The organism is Streptomyces sp. NPDC020965 (genome assembly GCF_044333555.1).
Classification (GTDB): Bacteria; Actinomycetota; Actinomycetes; order Streptomycetales; family Streptomycetaceae; genus Streptomyces.
The window spans coordinates 52382-69265 of sequence record NZ_JBIRRE010000014.1; the positions used below are offsets into that span (position 1 = coordinate 52382).

A 16884-nucleotide genomic window follows, 5' to 3' on the forward strand; every position below is an offset into this window, starting at 1 on the left:
TCAGCGCTCCTTCACGAAGAACCAGCTCTCGAACACGTCCCCGCCAGCGCCGGTGCCGGACGTCCAGGGTCCGATGCCGGACGGGGGGAGGACACAGCCGTCGCACTCCGCGGACTCGTCCGAGCCGCCGTCGATCAGCGGTACCCGTCCGCCGACGTGGGTCCCGTCGACCGGATGGCAGCAGCGGTCGAGGAGGAAGGCGGAGCGTACGGTGATCAGCACCCGGTCGCCGTCCTGGAGCGACTCGCGGGTCGTCTGCCGGTAGCGGAAGCAGTCGGTGAACTCCGCCGAACCGGTCGGCTCGGCGAACTCGCCGCCCATGTACCAGGTCGAGGCGTTGCGGCCGGAACCGCCCTCGATGACCTGGATCTCCACCACGCCCGGCTGGAGCGAGTCGACCCGGACGCCGTCGGAGAACCGTACGACCAGACCCGCATCCTCGTCCTGGGTGCCGAGCAGCGCCTTGGCCTCGTCGATGGTGTACGTGTGGCCGTGGATCCAGTTCAGGCCGGTGATCACCGTGGGGACCCGACGACCGAAGGGGCGGCGGACGTTCAGATGGATCTGGTCGGCGCGGACCGGCTCGTACCGGTTGACGCAGTCGATCCTGGCCAGCCAGAGCACGGTGTGCTCGCACCGGGAACAGCAGGTGTCGCAGCGTTCGTCCGGTGGTGGTTCGCAGCCGGTCACGCGGACGACATGGCACTCCTCGGTCCAGCCGTACTCGCAGTCGGCGGTGTCGGCGCAGCCGTCGTTGTAGACGGCGCGGGTGGGCTCGACCGGCCGTTCGGCGTAGGCGACGCCCACCCAGACGGTGTCGGTGTCCCGTTCGTCGGGGGGCAGCGCCTTCCAGAGGTCGACGACGCAGCCGCCGCGGACCACGACCTCGTTGCCGTCGCAGTCGACGGCGAGCCCAGGAGTGATCCGCACCCGGGGCCCGCGCCGGCGGCGCCGGGGGCCGTCCGTGCCGCCGTCACCCGCATCCGCTGCGGCCCGCGCCGCGGACTCTTCGGACCCGGTGGACCCGATGGACTCTTCGGGCTCTTCGGGCTCTTCGGGCTCTTCGGACGCGGTGGAGTCGTGCGGGGGCGCGGTGGCGGCGGTGTCGTCGGACCCGTCCGGACAGTCGTCGTCCGGTGGCATCGGTTCCACGTACAGACCGCACACCACTCCGTAGCCGAGCAGCGCGCGCATCCGCAGCTTCAGCTTCTCGCGGAGGTAGTCCTGTTCACGCTGGAAGTCCCTGGCCCCCAGCATCTGGCCGTGGAAGTACCGCAGCCTACGCAGCGGGGGCGCGTCGAACCCCGCTGTCCGTTCCGTCTCTGTCTCGGTCATCGCCCCGTCCTCTCAGAACACCTGTGTGTGCACACCGACGGCGGAGACGGCTCCGACGCTCACCCCGTGGCGCGACCCTCGTGGTCCCGGCCTGAGCACTCCGTCGTGGTTCAGCCGCAGTGGGCGCTCGCCGCCCAGTACCGGTGGTGGCAGCGGGACGAACGCGGTGTCCACGCCGACCGTCGAGCGGGAGCCGACCACGAAGCCGCCCCCGCCGGTCCGTACCGATCCGACCGTGTGCGCGGGCGCCTGCCGTTCGACCAGCCGCCGCAGCGCCGTCCTGTCCGCCCGGCCGGCCGGCAGCAGCAGCCGGAACCGGTGCGCGTGCGCGGTGAGCGGGTCGGTGTCCGGGTCGCCGAACGCCCGCAGCGGCGCGGCGCCCAGGGCCGAACCACCCACCCGGAACCGGCTCGCCGACCGGCCGAACAGCCGGACGGCGCCGAGCCCCGGTCCCGTACCGACGGCGGTCCCGCGGACCTGGGCCCAGCGGCGGTCCGTCGCCAGTTCGTCGATCACCGGTTTCGCCCCGAAGACGATGGACACGGCCTCCTCCAGCGCCCAGGGCGTGCCCCGACGCCGGTACAGCTCCGGCGCCGCGGCCAGCAGTGCGCGCCGGGTCCGCGCATCCCAGCCGGCCTCGAACGACAGACCCAGCAGACCGGCCAGCCACGGCAGTACGCGGTCCGGGACCCCGGCCGAGTCCAGCAACGCGGGATACCGCTCGATCACCCGGTCGAGTTCGTCCAGCGAGGCGTCGAACAGCGACAGGAACCGCTCGGTGAAGTCGTCCGCCGCGGGATCCTGCCGGAACGCCGGGGGCAGCAGGTCGGCGCTGGTGGACCGGGGGAAGTCCAGCCGGATCCGGCGTACGACCGGGGTGTCGGCGCCGTCGCCCGACAGCCGCAGTCGCAGCCGCAGGAAGCGGCCCGGCGGCTGGTCGACGAGGAAGTCGGTGACGCCGGGGGCCGAGGTCTGCCAGTCGGTTGCGGCGTACTTGTCGTCCTCCGACACCACGATCCCGACGGTGACCGCGGTGCCCGGCGGAATGTCGGCGTCCACCCGGACCCGGTGCCAGCGGCACCGCGAGATACCGCTGTCGATCGGGGTGGAGAGGTACGAACCCGAGGTGACATGGTCGGCGGGCGCCGCCGGCGGGGTGTCCCTGGGGCCACCCAGCCAGGTGAAGCAGGTGGTCACGGCGGTGTCCGGGCCGTCCTGGCGCAGACAGAACCCGTCCTCGTCGGCCGAGACCAGCGGGCTCGGCGGCAGGGCGGCGGCGAGTTCGTCCATGGTGACCGGGTGGAAGGGCCGCCGCCGGCCGCCCCGGTGGACGCTCAGTCGGACGCCGTCGTCGGTGAGCAGCCAGATCGTCCGGCCCGGCCCGGTCCGCAGTCCGATGATCTCGCCGGTCACACCGGTGCGGAGCACGCCACGGAACCGTCCCACCGAGCTGAAGCGGCGCAGGCGGGTATCGCCCTCGCAGGCCACCAGGACCTCGTCGTCGGGTGCCGGTGTCGCCCACCGCGCCCGCGCGATCCGGATCACACCGGCGAGTTGGTCACCCTCACGGCGCCACACCCGTACCCGGCCGGACTCCACCACGGCCAGCCGGTGCCCCCCGGCGGCGACGGAGAGCGGCCCGCGCCCCGGGCCGGGGTCGCAGCCGGCCGGCCAGGCGGGCCGCCACGCCCCGTCGCACGCGTCCCGGCGCAGCAGCCAGGGCCGGCCGGGCACGAGCAGGTACCAGGTGCAGGGCCGGCAGCCCGGCGCCAGGCGGCGGTCGGGGAACCAGGGCAGCAGTTGGCGCCTGGTGGGGCCGTCCGGCGAGGAGCCGCGGTGGGCCAGCCGGACCCCCGCCGGGTCCTCGAAGCCGACGAGGCCGTCCGCTGTGTCGGGCTGTACGTCCCAGCCGACCTGGGCGTCGAGCAGACGGAAGGTCGCGGGTGTCGATGCGCAGGTCATGGGCGGTCTCCCACCGGGATGAGCAGCGGACGCTCCGGCCAGACGAGATGGTGCGGCGGGATCGCGTGGTCGGCGCAGGGCGGCAGGCGCACTCCGTCGACCACCAGGGAGAGCTGGGAGACGGCCAGGACGCCGTCGACCGCCAGCAGTCGGCGCACCAGGGGCGTGTGCCGCAGGGCGCCGCCGAAGGGCCAGCCCGCGCCGTTCTCCCCGCCGCGCAGCGGATCCAGATAGGTGGTCACCGCGTCACCGGCCCGTGCCAGCACGGCGGCACGGTCCTGGTCCGGATCCGGGGTGACCCACGCCTCCACGGCGACCCGTCGGTACCGTACGGGCCCGGCGACGACGGTGACACCGGCCGGGGCGGCCGAGCGGGACAGATGGTCGGCCACCGCCCGCAGGGTCGTGGCCGTGGGCACGGGGGGTTCGCCGGAGTCGTCCCCCGGCGGGACGACCAGGACGCCGACGACACCGGGGATCGGCACCCCGGCGAAGTCGGGGTGGAGTCCGGGCACACCGTGGGCGCGCGCCACCGAGGCGCCGGGCGTACGGGTGGCGAGCATCCCGTAGTCGGCGGGGGCGACGGCCCGGCCGCGGGCGCGCAGCTCGCCGACGCCGCGGCGGATCGCGTCGGCGTCGGGTTCGGGGTCGGTCCCTCCCGTGGCGGGGAAGGGGTTGTTGACGCCGGTGACGTACGGCAGCGCGGTCACCACTCCGTTGATCGCGCCGGTGCGCACCGCGCCCGCGGCGCCGCCGCCGACCCGGTACCGCACGGCGCGGACGTTGCGGAAGCCCGGGGGCACGGCGGCGCCGTGCACGCCGTCCCCGAAGGTGACCTCACCGGTGGCGTGGTCCACGGTGAAGACCCGGTCGTCGGCGCCGTACGCGGCGAGGCTGTCCACCTCCCGCCACCGGGACGCGGCGCCGGCCGTCGTGCCGAACACGTCGGCGCCGGGATCGTCGTCGACCTCCACCACCAGCGTCCCGGCGAGGATGGGCACCTGACTCAGCTTCATCCGGCGGCGGCCGGCCGCGGCCGGGTCCTGGAGCGGTTGCAGGGGTTCGTCCCTGATCGTGCGCGCTGCCGTGGCCGCGACCATGTTCAGCCGCAGTCCTGACAGCACCGGCGCCGGTCCGGTGAAGGCGCCGTGGGCGATCTGCAGCCGCAGCCACCGCAGCGGGCCGCCCGCCGGGAACCCCTCCGGGTTCCCCGGCGACCAGGAGCGCGGCACCCGCAGGACGACGGTCCCGCTCGCACGCAGCCCGGCCGTGCCGTCGCGCACCACCTCGGCGGGTACGAACCGGCCGCCGTCGAGCACGTCCCAGCTCAGCAGGGGCGCGGTGGACGGGAGGACGAGTCCGCCGGCGCTCGCGGGCGCGGGCGGCAGGGCGACGACCACGAACCCCAGGGAGAGTAGCGGATAGGGTCCGGCCGGGCCGGCCAGTCCGATCCACAGGCCGTTGCCGGGCGCGGGGTCGCGGCCGAACGGCGCGAACGGGCGGCCGGGTCCCGAGGGTCCCAGCGGCAGCGGCTCCGGCGTGCCGGCCTCGCGTACGGCGAGCGCACCGAGTGTGGCGGGCGTGGCGTACAAGTCCTCGTCCGTCTCGTAGATCACCTGCCCGGCCGGGCCGGAGGCCGCGCACTGGAAGCCCGCCGGGACGAGCACGGACGCGCCGTCCGGGGGGTTCACCGTGAACTCCAGGAGCGCGGCGGCGGCGCCGGCCGGCCGGCGCCGCACACCCGCCGTCGCGAGATGTTCGGCCAGCACCTTCTCGGGCAGCCGGTTCACCCGGGTGAGGACGGGTTCGAGCTGGGTGCCGAAGAGCCGGACCAGCGCGACTCCGGCGTCCTGGCGGTCGGGGTTGGTCCAGTCGGGGGTGTAGCCGGCGATCCGGCTCCGGACGGCCGCGCGGACCGCCTCCCGGGTGGCGTCGGTCAACTCCGGCTGCACGCCGGTCGGTCCGGGGCCCGGCACGATCCGTCCCTCGGTCCGTGCGTCCCGCCCCCACCACACGTCGTCGTTCACGCCAGCCCCTCCCCCGGCTCGACGGCGGGCACGATCCGGGTCCGGATCACCCGTGGCACGGGCAGGTCACCCGGGCGCAGCCGTACCTCACGGCAGTCCTCGCCCGCCTCGGCGCCGTCGACTCCGATCGCGACCCCGGCGACGTCCGCGAGGTCTCCCAGGGCCCGTTGGGCGGCCCGCAGCAGGGCGGACGGCCGCAGCGGTTCGCCGAACGGCCAGCCGTCGCCGGTCTCGCCGCCGATCAGCGGGTCGAGATGGCGCCGCAGCGCCGCGGTGACCACGGCGGACACCCGGGCCCGGTCGGCCGGGGCGCCGGAGAGGTCGACCCGCAGCGCGACGTCGCGGTAGCTCGGTCCGCGGACGAAGACCTCGGAGGTGAGCAGTCGGGCTTCGGCCAGCCGCCGGGCGACCGCGCGCACCGTGCCCGGGTCGGGCCGTGGCGCGGCGACGAAGTCCCCGCGGTCGAGGTCGTCCCGGGGCACCGAAGGGACGATGTGGACGGTCACTGCGCCCGGCACCGCGTCGCAGGGGTGGCCGGGGTGCTCGCCGAGGGAGGCGTAGGCGCGGGCGACGGCGACGCCGGGGGTCGTACGGGCGAGGGTGACGTAGTCCTCGGCGGTGACCGCGCGGGTCACCTCCCCCAGGGATCCGGCCGCGCGCCGGCGTGCTTCGGTGACCGTCTCCGGGTCCGTGCCGCCGGACGCCTGGACGAGGTTGGCGGCCGTGAGCCCGTCGTGGTCGGTGTCGTCGTCGACCGGTAGCCAGTTCGCCGTCAGTCCGCCGTTGCCCGCCCGGCCGCCGCCGATGACGTAGTCGACGGAGACCTGCGGGGTCGGGTGCGGGATCCGCCCGGTGAGTCCGTCGCCGAACACGAGCGCGCCTTCCGCCCGGTCCAGGACGTAGCTCCGGTCGGTGGACGCGCCGAAGGTGAAGTCGGGTGCCGGCCGCCATTCGTCCCCGGCGAGCCACAGGGTCGCTTCGAGCAGTCGGTCCGCGGCATCGGGCAGGACGAGGTGCTGGCCGGGGAGTCTCAGCCAGGCGCGGATCTGCTCCGCGAGGTCGGGCCCGGTCGCGGTGCGCCGTTCGCGGTGGCGGGCCACGGACACGTTGACCGCCAGGCTCAGCAGGCGGGGTGGGGCCGCGAAGGTCGCCGCGGGGGTCGACACGAGCAGTCCGGCGTCCCGGGTGGTCCAGCCGCACGGCGGGTGCAGCCGGACGACTCCGGACCGTCTGAGCCCGGCGGTGCCGTCCTCGACCTCGTCGCACGGGACGGCGCTGTCGGCGCCCGCCTGGAACCAGGACCAGGTCAGTTCCGCCGGCGGGGGGACGCAGGGGTCGGGATCGGTGAGCCACGACGGCTGGACGGCGGCCGGCGCGTCCACCTCGATCAGCAGGGAGACCGGGCCGGGCGCGGGCAGCCCAGCGGTCAGCGGGAGGGTGAACCGGGCCTGCGCGGGGCCGCCGTCGCTCGCCAGCAGGGCGACCCCCCGACGGGCCCGTAGGTCCGCCGTACGGTCGCGGTCGGTCCATACGGTGACCTCGCCGTCCGGGTCGAGCGGGAACACGGCCACCTCGTCGTCGAGGCTGAACGCGACCTTCCCCAGCGGGTCCCGGGACAGCACGGTGCCGGCGGGGACCACGGGGACCCTGCTGTCCGGTGCGCCGGTGGCGAGCCGCAGGACGGTGGCCGCGGCCCCGGCTGGGCGTGGTGGTTCGATGCGGAGCAGCCGCAGGACGGCGACCACCAGGGTGTCCGGCACCTGATCGAGCCAGTAGAGCCGCTGTTCCAGCAGGTAGGCGAAGAGCTCCAGCAGGGTGACACCGGGGTCGACGGGCGCGTGCAGTGTCCAGGTGCCGCCGGATTCGGCCGGGATCCGACGGCGGATCGCGGCCATCATCTCGGCCCAGGTGAGATCGTCCAGCTTCGGCGCGGGCACGGTCATGGTGTGCTCCCCGTGAGGCCGAGGTAGTACGGGAACACCAGGTTGGCCTTGGTGTTGCTCTGCCGGGTCCGGTAGACGACGGTGACGGTGACCCGGGTCTCGTCGGTGGGGTCGGTCTCCGCGCGGACCTCGTCCAGGGCGACCCGGGGCTCATGGACGCGGACCGCGTCGGCGATCGAGTTCTCCAGGTCGCGGAGGCTCTGGACGCTGCCGGGCGCGAACACCGATTCCTGCGCGCGGGTGCCGAGATCGGGCCGCATGACCCGCTCGCCCACGCCGGTGAGCAGCAGCGCCCGGAGACAGTGTTCGATGCTCTGCTCGCCGACCGCGTAGCCGAGCCGGCCGGCCTCGTCGGGCAGGATCGGGAAGCGCCACCCGGTTCCGAGGAACTCCTCGCTCATGCCGTTCTCGCCTTCTTGGCCAGCACGGCGGCCGTGAGCGGTGGTGTCGGCGGACCGGTCGGCCCGGCCGCTGACGGGTGCGTGTGCAGGTTGTACGCCGCGAGCAGCGCGTTGCCGAGGACGAGGGGTTCGGTGGCGCCGCCGCCGAGGTCGATGTCGGGTGCGTCGACCGTCACCTTCGGGGCCTTGAGGGTGATCTCGCCCTGTGCGGTGACGGTGACGCTGCCCCCCTCCGCGGCGGTGATCCGGATCGCCTTGCCCTGGTCGTCCAGTTCCACCACATGGCCGGCGGCCGAGGTGATCCGCACGGCGGCCTTCGACTCGGTGTCGTCGAACAGCACCTGATGGCCGTGTCTGGTCCGAATGATCTTCTGGTCCCGGCCTTCGGTACGGGCGGTCGGTGGTTTGTCCTCGCCGTTGTAGAGGCCGCCCAGCACGATCGGGAATCGCATATCGCCGTGGACGAAGGCGACGAGCACCTCATCGCCCACTTCGGGGACGAAGAGGGAGCCGTAGCCGTTGCCCGCGTAGAGCTGGCTGACCCGGCACCAGTCGGTGACCGTGCTCTGGTCGAACCAGGGGAACTTCAGTTTGACCCGGCCCTCGTCATCGCCGTCGCTCTCCACCACGAGCGCTTCGACGACGCCGTAGTACCGCTGGTCGGTGCTGCGGGAGCGCGGCGTGGTCCTGGTCGTCACTGGTCCCCCTGATGGATCCGTCGGCCGGTGAACTGGGTGAAGAACCCGCTGGTGTTCAGCGTGTGCTCGACCCGTTTGACGAAGTACGTGCCGGAGAACCGCCGCCCGAGACCGTAGATCTCCAGGTTGTCGCCCGGCCGCAGCTCGGGGAGGCCCGCCACCCGGCCGGTCGCGGTGATGAACTCGTACGCCCGCTCGCGCAGCAGGCTGATCGCCAGCTCGCGGGCCTCCTGGTCGCTGGTGACCGGCGCGTCGACCAGGACGTCCTGCCGGCCTCCCAGGGTGCTCTCGGCGACCTGTGGCCCGCTCTGCCCGTCGGCGGTGTTCTGTCCGGCCGGCAGGTTCTCGGCGGTCGCGGTGAAGGCGATGGGCTGTTTGGTACGGGGGTCCCAGCCGCGCACGGTGACTTTGCCGACCTGCTGGGACACCGTCAGCGTCGGGGTGAAGTCCAGCAGGTTGGGGATCAGCCCCGCGGGCTGGGCGGTCGGGCCGGTGGTCAGGCCGGGCGCGTAGGCCAGCCGGTACACCCGGATCGGGCGGCCGTCCCGGCCGTCGGTCGGCCGGATGAAGTACAGCGTGTCCTCGCCGGAGACCGGGTCCGGCAGGATGTAGCAGTCGAAGTCCAGCCGTTTCGCCCGCTCCAGCAGGAAGCTGGCGTCGTCCTGGTTCTTCTGCACCACCTGGTCGTGGACGGGGCCCTCCCGGGTGACCTCGATCCGCAGGTGGTTGCGCTGGGCGATCTGCTCGGCGATCCGCCAGTCGGGCTGATTGCGGTAGATCTTGACCTCGTTCTCGGCCGGTTTGCGGTCCTTGAGCCGCAGCAGCCCGTCCACCCCGCTGACCGCGACGGTCGGGGACGCGCCGTCGGTGAACTTGGGGCTCAGCGTGCTGATCGTCCCGGTGGCGACGGTGAGCAGCTTGTCGGCGTAGCCGAGGCGGACCGAGACCCGGCCGCCGAGCCGGAACGCCGGTGAATCGCTGTGTTTGAAGGTCAGGTTGGCGTCGTCCCAGTTGTTGAGGGTGAGGTCGAAGCCTGACATCTCGTCGATGTCCCGGTTCACCTTGATGTCGATGATGTCGTTCTTGGTGGTCGGGTCCATCGCCAGGCCCTCGACCCGTACCTCGAACTCGGGCGCGTACCGGTCCGGAGAGGCGACCTCCGGTGTGGGGCTGCTCATCGCGCCCTCCTCACGGCAGCCGGGGACAGGTCAGTACCCGGCCCGGCCGGAGATCGCGGGGGTCGCTGATGCCGTTGGCGCGGGCGAGTTCCCGCCAGGCGTCGGGCCGCCGGTAGACGGCGGCGGAGATGCTGCTCAGGGTGTCGCCGCGGCGCACCACGTAGTTCTTCTCCACCGTGGGCGACGACCGCGGTGTCTCGGCGACCTGGAGGGCAGCCGGGCGGAACTCCTTGAGCGACAGGTCGAGGAGCGCGCGCAGCGGCACGCCGTCCGGCCGGAACAACTGGTAGTTCACATCCAGTTTCTCCACGACACCGGTGAACACCGATTCGTCCCAGACGAACCGGACGACCGGCGGGGCGTGTTCCCGGCTGTCCGGACGGAGCAGATTGCGCAGCGCGTCGACGTAGGTGGTGCGGACGTTCTCCAGGGTGTCGGAGGTGTCGACCAGCGCCTGCACGGTGAGGGTCTCGGAGCCACCGCGGACGTATTGCAGAGGTGGTGTCTCAAGACCGGGGATGGTGATCTCCGCGAAGGTGTTGCTCTTGCTCAGCTTGTAGTCGGTCGGGTTGAACCGCAGGGGGATCCGTCGCTGCCGTTCGTCGGCGATCACCGGCCGGACGATCTCCAGCCGGGCGCGGGCGGCGCCCTGCCGGGCGAAGGACACGGGCGTGACGCTCACCGCCGGCCCTCCCCGTCGCCGAACCGGCGCTCGGCGTCGGTGTGCCCGGCGCGGGCGCGCGCGTCCTCGTACAGCCTCGCCCACGCCTGGATGTGCTGGTTGAACAGGCGGGTGAACACGGCACCGTCGTCACCGTCCACCTGGAACCGCACTTCGAGATGGTGAATGGTCAGTTTGGGCACGTCGGTCACCTCCTTCGATTCGGCTGCGTCAGCGTGGTGGGCACGGCGTACCCCAGGACCTTCGTCAATCCCTCGTGGGCGATCTCCAGTGACTCGATGGCGACCGCGTTCTGTTCGGCGTGCAGGTCGGGGCCGCTCCACTTGGCGGCGAGCCCGCCGTGGAAGGCCCAGGCCGCGCCGGGGACCCCGTCCGGGCCGAGCACGATCACCGCGCCGTCGCGGCGGGCGCCGAGCGAGTCGGCGAGACCGGCCTGGTACCAGGACCACAGCCCGGGATCGCGCACCACACCGCGCTTCAGGGTGATCCGGTTCCAGGAGTGGCGCAGGGGCAGTTGGTGCACCGAGTCGTTACGGCCGCCCTCCGGGTAGCTCGTCACCTCCAGTTGCGCACCGAGCCCGGTGACCTCCTGGAACGCGCCGGAGGCGACCAGGGGCAACAACAGCGCCTGGGCCGGGGGCAGATAGGCGTCCCCGGGGTCGAGCGTGACCAGGAAGCGGTACTTCGGCAGGGGGTCCTGCGTCATGCCTCGATCACCTCCAGTCCACGGTCCTGGCCGAGTACCAGCCGGAGCCGGATGAACTCCATCGGGGCGGCCGGGGCGACGTCGATCTCGCAGACCACCCGGGCCGGGTCCTGCTCCGGCGGGTTGTTCGTGTCGTCGCACACCACCCGGAACGCCTGCTCGGGCCGCGCACCGGCGAGCGCGCCGGCCCGGAAGGCGGAGAGCAGCACCGAGGTCAGCGCCCGCACCAGGGTCAGCCGCAGTTCGGGCGAGTTGACGTCGAAGACCAGGGGGCTCGCGACCCGTCTGATCGCGCGCACCAGCAGGTGGGTCAGGCGGCGGTGGGCGATGTGGCGGGTGCGCGGGTCGGTGGAGAGCGTACGGCCGCCCCAGACCATCAGCCCCCGGCCCCGGGTGCACCGCACGAGGTTGATGCCCGCGTCGAACAGGCGGACCTGTTGTGGCTCGGGGAACGCGACCGCGAGATCGACGGCCTCCAGGATCACGGCATTGGCAGGGGTGTGGTGGGCACCGCGTTCGGCGTCGAGCCGGGCGATCACGCCGAGTACGTGCCCCGAGGCCGGGACGGTCCGGGTGCCGCGCCCGTCGGGCGTCCGCAGCGGCGGATGGTAGACGGCCGCCGTGGCCAGCAGTTCGTGGTCGCCCGCCGCGGTGAACGACCCGGCCCAGGCCACCGCGGCATCGACCGATGTCAGGGTGGGCGGGACGTCCAGGACGACGAGCCGGTCCGCCAGCGGGTGGACCGTCCGCAGCAGTTCCAGCACCAGCTCGGTATGGGTGCCGCCGGTGAGGTCCGTGCCCAGGTCGGGCAGGGCCAGCAGCGCGGGTTCGGGGAGTTCGGCCTGTCGGGTCACGGCGTCGGCGTATGCGTCCCGGCCCGGCGGGGTGTCGGTGCCACCGCCGAGGGTCAGCTCCCACGAACGGGAGATCGGCCCCGGCTCCCCGGGGGGTGGCGCGGTTCCGTCGGGGACCAGTCGGATCAGCCGGGACGCGGCCAGTCGGTCGACCACTTCCCCCGGCGGCAGCCCGGGGAAGGTCTCCGGGGGTTCGCCGGGCACCATCACCCGGACACCCACCGTCGGCGGACCGGCGACCGTGCTGGACCGGTACCGGATGGTGACCCGGGCGCCGTTGGCCCAGGCTCCCGGGCTGCTGGCGACCGCCCGGTACCGCTCGGCGGAGAATCCGCCGGCCCGTCCGACCGTCCAGGGCGCGCTCGCCGTGCCGGCCGGACCGGCGACGCGGAGCACCCACGCCGTACGGCCGCCGTTCTCGAAGAAACCGCGCACCGCGTACGGGGTGGCGGACGGGCCGTCCGGGGGCCCGAACGCGCCCAGGACGTCGTTCCAGCTCTCCACCCGGACCGGCGTGTCCATCGGCCCCCGGCGGAAACGCCCGATGAACGCGGCCACGTCGGTGCGCAACGGCTCCTCGTCGGAGCCGTGCGGCACGAACGTCAGGGTTACGCCGGGGAGCAGGTCGCTGGTCATGTCAGACGTCGATCTCCAGCTTCTCGACCGCCAGGACGAGTGTCTCCATGGCGATCTCGTTCTTCGTGGCGCTGAGCGTCGGGCCGGTGTACTTCGTCGGCCAGCCGCGGTCGAAGTTCCAGCGCATGGCTTCCTGGCGGTTCTCGTCGAGCAGCACGATCGAACCGGAGGTGCGCCGGACCTTGCCGTTGAGCGCCTCGACCACCCAGTTCCAGAAGCCGGCGTGGCCAGTGATGCCGCGCTTGAAGGTGAGGTTGGTGTACTTCTTCAGTCCCGGGATCTTGCGGACGGTGATGTCCTCGCTCCCGTTGCGGTACTCGATCGGCGGGATCTCCAGCTCCAGCCCACTGGCCTCGGTGAAGGATCCACTCACCGCGACGCCGTCGTCACTGACGTTGGTCACGATGATCTGGAAGTTATAAGCGGCGTAGGGATCTTCCCTGGTCACGGGCGGCATGGTGGCCTCTCGTCAATGCTCAGGCGAGCTGGTTCTCGCGGGTCTTCTGCTGGATCCGGAAAATCACGAACTCGGCCGGGAAGACCGGCGCGACGCCGATCACACAGATGAGCCTGCCGTTGGCCAGATCGTCCTCGGTCATGGTGGTGCGGTCGCAGGCGACGAAGAACGCCTCGTCGGCGGTGGTCCCGGCGAGTGCGCCGCTGCGCCAGACGGTGGTGAGGAAGTTCGTGACCGTCTGCCGGACCAGGGCCCACAGCGCCTCGTCGTTGGGTTCGAACACCACCCACTGGGTGCCCTCGTCGATCGACTCCTCCAGGAAGAGGAAGAGCCGCCGGACGTTGATGTACTTCCACGAGCTGTCCGAGGACAGCGTGCGCGCTCCCCACACCCGCTGGCCGAGGCCGGGGAAGAAGCGCAGTGCGTTGATGCCCCGGGGGTTCAGCAGGTCCTGGTGCCGCTTGGTCACGTCCTGGGCGATGCCGTCGGTGAGCCGGATGCCCCGGATGACCGTATTGGCCGGTGCCTTGTGCACGCCTCGTTCCACGTCCACCCGGGCGTAGATACCGGCCAGATGGCCCGACGGGGGTACTTCGACGTCGCGGTTGGTCAGCGGGTCGCGGGTGACGAGCCACGGGTAGTAGAGCGCCGCGTACTTGGTGTCGAACCGTTCGCGGAACGCCTGGATGCCCTCGATGTCCAGGCCGTCCTGCGGGTCGAGGGTGGCGAACCGGTCCTTGAGCAGTTCGCAGTGGGTGATCAGGGCCGATTCGACGGTGCCCGACCACACGCCCGGCACCGCGCAGATGGCGATCTCGTCGATGTCCTCCAGGGCGACGATCCCGGTGCGTTTGCCGCTGCCGCCGTCGGTGCCGACGAAGTCGGACACGCTCAGGCTGGCGTAGGCGTCGTCCCCTTCCGCCAGGGTCAGCCAGGACCCGACGGCCGGTACCGGGAACTCCGCGGGGTCGCCGGTGAGCCCGGCCAGCGCCGTAGCCCGTACCAGCTGGGAACGGATCGCCAGGGTGTTCGCCACCTGCGCCGGGGTGTCCCCGGTGAGTCGGAGGTTGTCGAACGTCTCGGTCACCGCGGCGCCGGCCGGGTCGGTGAACCGGGTGCTGACCTGCGCCTCGATCAGATGGATCCGGTCGGTCTCGAAGAAGGTGCCCTCGACCTCCCGGTCGAAGGAGACGACGCCGTCCACGATGGTGTCGACGGTCAGCACGGTCAGGCGGGCGCCATCGTCGAGCTGGACGACAGCGCCCTCGTACAGCCGGGTCGCGCCACCGATCCGGAGCTTCCGCCCGGCCGCGATGTTGCCGCGGCGCACCCGGCGCACCGTCAGCCCGGTCCGCCACTGCGGATGCCGGGTGCCGGCCGGGAGGGACAGGGTGACGGTCCCGTCTGCGGGTACGCTCGCCCGGGCCTCGAACCGTTCGGTGCCGATCTGCACCCAGAAGACGGTGGGTTCCGCGAGGTCGAGTCCGGTCACGACGGCCACCTTGACCGTCTCGCTGTTCGCCGCCGCGTCCTCGGTCAGCCGGGTGACGAAGAGCTCGCCCTCCTGCGGGTCGGGCAGCACCGGCAGCGCGGCGCCGACCGTCGGCCGGATCCGCACCTGGACCGCGCCGCCCCATGCGCCGGGGCTGACGGCGGAGAACCTCAGGGTCTGTTCCGTGTCGCGCGCCCCGACCTGGACGTAGTCGCCGCGGGCCGTGCGGACTTCGGCGGGCAGCTCCGTGTCCAGCTCCAGCCGGCGCGCGGTCCTGTCATAGCCGACGACCTCCGCGGTGTGGATCACCTGCTGGTCGTCACCGCGGAAGAGCTGGATCTGCTGCTCGACGCCGGTGAAGCCGATCAGATGGGCGAGTTCCAGGCTGGTCGCGCCCTTCGCGGCGTCGGTGGCGATCTCGCTCACCAGTCCGCGGCCGAGCGCACCCGCCGCCGCCGTCGCCCCGGTGCTGGCGACCCGCTTGATGTAGAGGCGCTGGCCGCCGTTGTCGAAGAAGCCCTTGACCGCGAGCGGGAACAGCCACCAACGGCCGCCCTCGTCCGGGTTGTTCGCCCAGGCGTCCCGGACCGGCACGTCCGGTTCGGGGAGGAAGCCGCCGAACGTGTTCTGGAACTCCAGGAAGTTCGTGACCAGTTTGGGTTTTCCGGTGTACGGGCCGCGAGCGGTCACGCCGACCATGCCGGCCGTGCTCGTGCTCACTCCCGCGATCGGCCGTGGCCCCGCATCGACCTCCTCGATGTAGACCCCGGGGCTCAGATACTCCGCCATGGACGGCTCCTCACTGCTCGCGGATCTCGATGTTGTGTCGGCTCCCTGCGTCCTGGGGCAGCCGCACGGTCAGCGAACCGGCCCGGCCGGGCCGTTCGGTGGCCTGTAGACGGAACGTCTCCCCGACGGGGTCGGCGGCTGTCCGTTCGCCCTCCCACCGCAGGGCCAGCCGGAAGGCTCCCGAGGCGTCGGAGAGAGTGCGTTCGTGCCACGGCGTCAGGTCCGGGCTCGTCTGTCCCCTGGCCTCGACCAGCGCGTTCGCGATCGGTGCCCGGGTGACCGCGTCGCGGACGACACCGTGCGCGGTGCGCAGGCCCGGGGGGTACGGGAAGGAGACGCTCGGCAGCAGCCGGACCAGCCGGGGCACGATCGGTGGCAGCGGCGCGCCGGCACCCGTGGTCTCGGTGTCGTGGTACGGATGCACCAGGAACTCGACACCGACCAGGCCGGCGTCGAACGGCCGGCCGTCGGCGGGGTACAGCGGCTCGTACCCCGCGGCGGTGAAGCGCGCCCGGTGGCGTTGCGGACCGATCGCCGCCGGTGCACGGTGCCTGCCGAGACCCGGATAGGCGATGGCCGCGCTGGGCGTGCGTACCGCCGCGTCGTCGAGCGGCAGCCAACCGCCGTCGGAGAACCGGTCCAACCGGACCGTCACCCCCACGGTGCGGACCCGTTCGGCGTACTCGTCGTAGGGCACGAACCACACCGGGCTGTGGCGCGTGGACCGTTCGAGCGGCAGGAATCGGCTCACGGCGTCGGCACACCCTCGAAGACCCGGCTCCGCACCGGTCGGACCTCCGTCGCGGCGGCCGAGTCCAGATTGACCACGCGGACCTCGTAGTTCAGCGAGAGCCGGTAGGGCTTCTGGATCGCGTACCAGATCCATGACTTCTGGTCGAGGGTGAGCGGGGTGAGGCTCACGTGCAGCGCGTCGTTGGTCGCCGCCAGGCTGCCGGTCAGTTGGACGCCGTCGAGGATCGCGTCGTCGTAGAGGGCCTGCAGGGCGCGGCCGAGCATCCGGTGCTGGGTGGGCGGGTCGCCACCCCAGGGGGTGACGAGATAGCGCAGCAGCAGGGCCATCGGCGGCTTGCGGGTGGTCGGCGCGTCGGGGGGCAGGGAGCGCACCGGTGGCCGGTTGCGTGAGGTCGGGTCCTCGGCGATCTCGTAGAGGAACACCGTGAGTTTGGGCGGCGACGTCTGCACCGTCTCGGAGAGGTCGTTGAGTTCCGCGATCGGTGGGTCCACCTGGCTCAGCCCGCGCAGGGACCGTGTCAGGGTCTCCACGATGACCGTCGAAACATCTGAGATGACGCCGAAGTCCCCCATGCGCATCCTCCCCATCGGCCCCGGTGTTGACGGCGGGTGACGACAGGATGCAGACCCCTACGTGGCCGGGCCGCGACCCATGCGTCACACCGGCGTCACCGGTCCGTTTCACCCTCCGGCCTTGACCTCACCGAACACGATTCGACAACGCCTGGGTGACATCGGTGCGTCACCCTTGCCTCTTGTGGAGACTCCCCCAGAGCACACCGGCGTACTGATCCTCCGGGTATGGACGGAGGGTGACGGGCGGGACGGCGTACGGGCCCGCATTCTTCGGACGGTCAACGGGTGCCAGGCTCCCCCCGCCGCGGCGAGCGGGGTCGACGATGTGGTCACGGTCGTGCGCGCCTGGCTCGATCAGATACTCGAACCGGGTGAGTGACGTGGGAAGTGACGTT

At 72.5% G+C, this 16884-nt stretch carries 16 protein-coding genes; 1 reads left to right on the top strand and 15 read right to left on the bottom strand.

Annotated features, from left to right (window positions below):
- Genes ACH4S7_RS32330 through ACH4S7_RS32400 form a run of 15 tightly spaced genes read right to left on the bottom strand, consistent with a single transcriptional unit; the run spans position 1 to position 16486 of the window.
- The gene (locus tag ACH4S7_RS32330; protein WP_398524931.1) at positions 1-1335 is read right to left on the bottom strand and encodes a hypothetical protein; all 1335 of its coding nucleotides are present in this window, start codon (positions 1333-1335) and stop codon (positions 1-3) included.
- A gap of 12 nt (positions 1336-1347) precedes the next feature.
- The gene (locus ACH4S7_RS32335; protein ID WP_398524932.1) at positions 1348-3297 is read right to left on the bottom strand and encodes a phage tail protein; all 1950 of its coding nucleotides are present in this window, start codon (positions 3295-3297) and stop codon (positions 1348-1350) included.
- Complete coding sequence (locus ACH4S7_RS32340) at positions 3294-5324, bottom strand: putative baseplate assembly protein (RefSeq protein WP_398524933.1); 2031 nt, start codon at positions 5322-5324, stop codon at positions 3294-3296. Before ACH4S7_RS32340 ends, ACH4S7_RS32335 begins: the two co-directional genes overlap by 4 nt.
- Complete coding sequence (locus ACH4S7_RS32345; RefSeq protein WP_398524934.1) at positions 5321-7267, bottom strand: putative baseplate assembly protein; 1947 nt, start codon at positions 7265-7267, stop codon at positions 5321-5323. The genes ACH4S7_RS32340 and ACH4S7_RS32345 overlap by 4 nt, the downstream gene beginning before the upstream one ends.
- Entirely contained in the window at positions 7264-7668 is a 405-nt protein-coding gene (locus tag ACH4S7_RS32350; protein WP_398524935.1) for a GPW/gp25 family protein, read from the bottom strand. Before ACH4S7_RS32350 ends, ACH4S7_RS32345 begins: the two co-directional genes overlap by 4 nt.
- On the bottom strand, positions 7665-8366 hold the full coding sequence (locus tag ACH4S7_RS32355; protein WP_398524936.1) for a phage baseplate assembly protein V: 702 nt from the start codon (positions 8364-8366) through the stop codon (positions 7665-7667). The genes ACH4S7_RS32350 and ACH4S7_RS32355 overlap by 4 nt, the downstream gene beginning before the upstream one ends.
- Positions 8363-9544, bottom strand: a complete 1182-nt coding sequence (locus ACH4S7_RS32360) for a phage late control D family protein (protein ID WP_398524937.1) — start codon at positions 9542-9544, stop codon at positions 8363-8365. The genes ACH4S7_RS32355 and ACH4S7_RS32360 overlap by 4 nt, the downstream gene beginning before the upstream one ends.
- A gap of 10 nt (positions 9545-9554) precedes the next feature.
- A complete protein-coding gene (locus tag ACH4S7_RS32365; protein WP_398524938.1) occupies positions 9555-10226 on the bottom strand; it encodes a LysM peptidoglycan-binding domain-containing protein in 672 nt (223 codons plus the stop codon).
- Complete coding sequence (locus ACH4S7_RS32370) at positions 10223-10408, bottom strand: putative phage tail protein (protein ID WP_398524939.1); 186 nt, start codon at positions 10406-10408, stop codon at positions 10223-10225. Before ACH4S7_RS32370 ends, ACH4S7_RS32365 begins: the two co-directional genes overlap by 4 nt.
- A gap of 5 nt (positions 10409-10413) precedes the next feature.
- Positions 10414-10932, bottom strand: coding sequence for a phage tail protein (locus ACH4S7_RS32375; RefSeq protein ID WP_398524940.1), 519 nt, complete (start codon positions 10930-10932; stop codon positions 10414-10416).
- The gene (locus ACH4S7_RS32380; protein ID WP_398524941.1) at positions 10929-12422 is read right to left on the bottom strand and encodes a phage tail sheath family protein; all 1494 of its coding nucleotides are present in this window, start codon (positions 12420-12422) and stop codon (positions 10929-10931) included. The genes ACH4S7_RS32375 and ACH4S7_RS32380 overlap by 4 nt, the downstream gene beginning before the upstream one ends.
- Before the next feature lies 1 nt (position 12423).
- The gene (locus ACH4S7_RS32385) at positions 12424-12879 is read right to left on the bottom strand and encodes a phage tail protein (RefSeq protein ID WP_398524942.1); all 456 of its coding nucleotides are present in this window, start codon (positions 12877-12879) and stop codon (positions 12424-12426) included.
- Between the two features lie 19 nt (positions 12880-12898).
- Complete coding sequence (locus ACH4S7_RS32390; protein WP_398524943.1) at positions 12899-15160, bottom strand: phage tail sheath family protein; 2262 nt, start codon at positions 15158-15160, stop codon at positions 12899-12901.
- Between the two features lie 10 nt (positions 15161-15170).
- Positions 15171-15911 (bottom strand): carboxypeptidase regulatory-like domain-containing protein, encoded by a 741-nt coding sequence (locus tag ACH4S7_RS32395; protein WP_398524944.1) that lies wholly within the window; start codon positions 15909-15911, stop codon positions 15171-15173.
- Positions 15908-16486 (bottom strand): DUF4255 domain-containing protein, encoded by a 579-nt coding sequence (locus ACH4S7_RS32400; RefSeq protein ID WP_398524945.1) that lies wholly within the window; start codon positions 16484-16486, stop codon positions 15908-15910. Before ACH4S7_RS32400 ends, ACH4S7_RS32395 begins: the two co-directional genes overlap by 4 nt.
- Positions 16487-16670: 184 nt before the next feature.
- On the opposite strand from ACH4S7_RS32400, the gene ACH4S7_RS32405 reads away from it, so the two are divergent.
- A complete protein-coding gene (locus tag ACH4S7_RS32405; RefSeq protein ID WP_398524946.1) occupies positions 16671-16868 on the top strand; it encodes a hypothetical protein in 198 nt (65 codons plus the stop codon).
- Positions 16869-16884 lie beyond the last annotated feature (16 nt).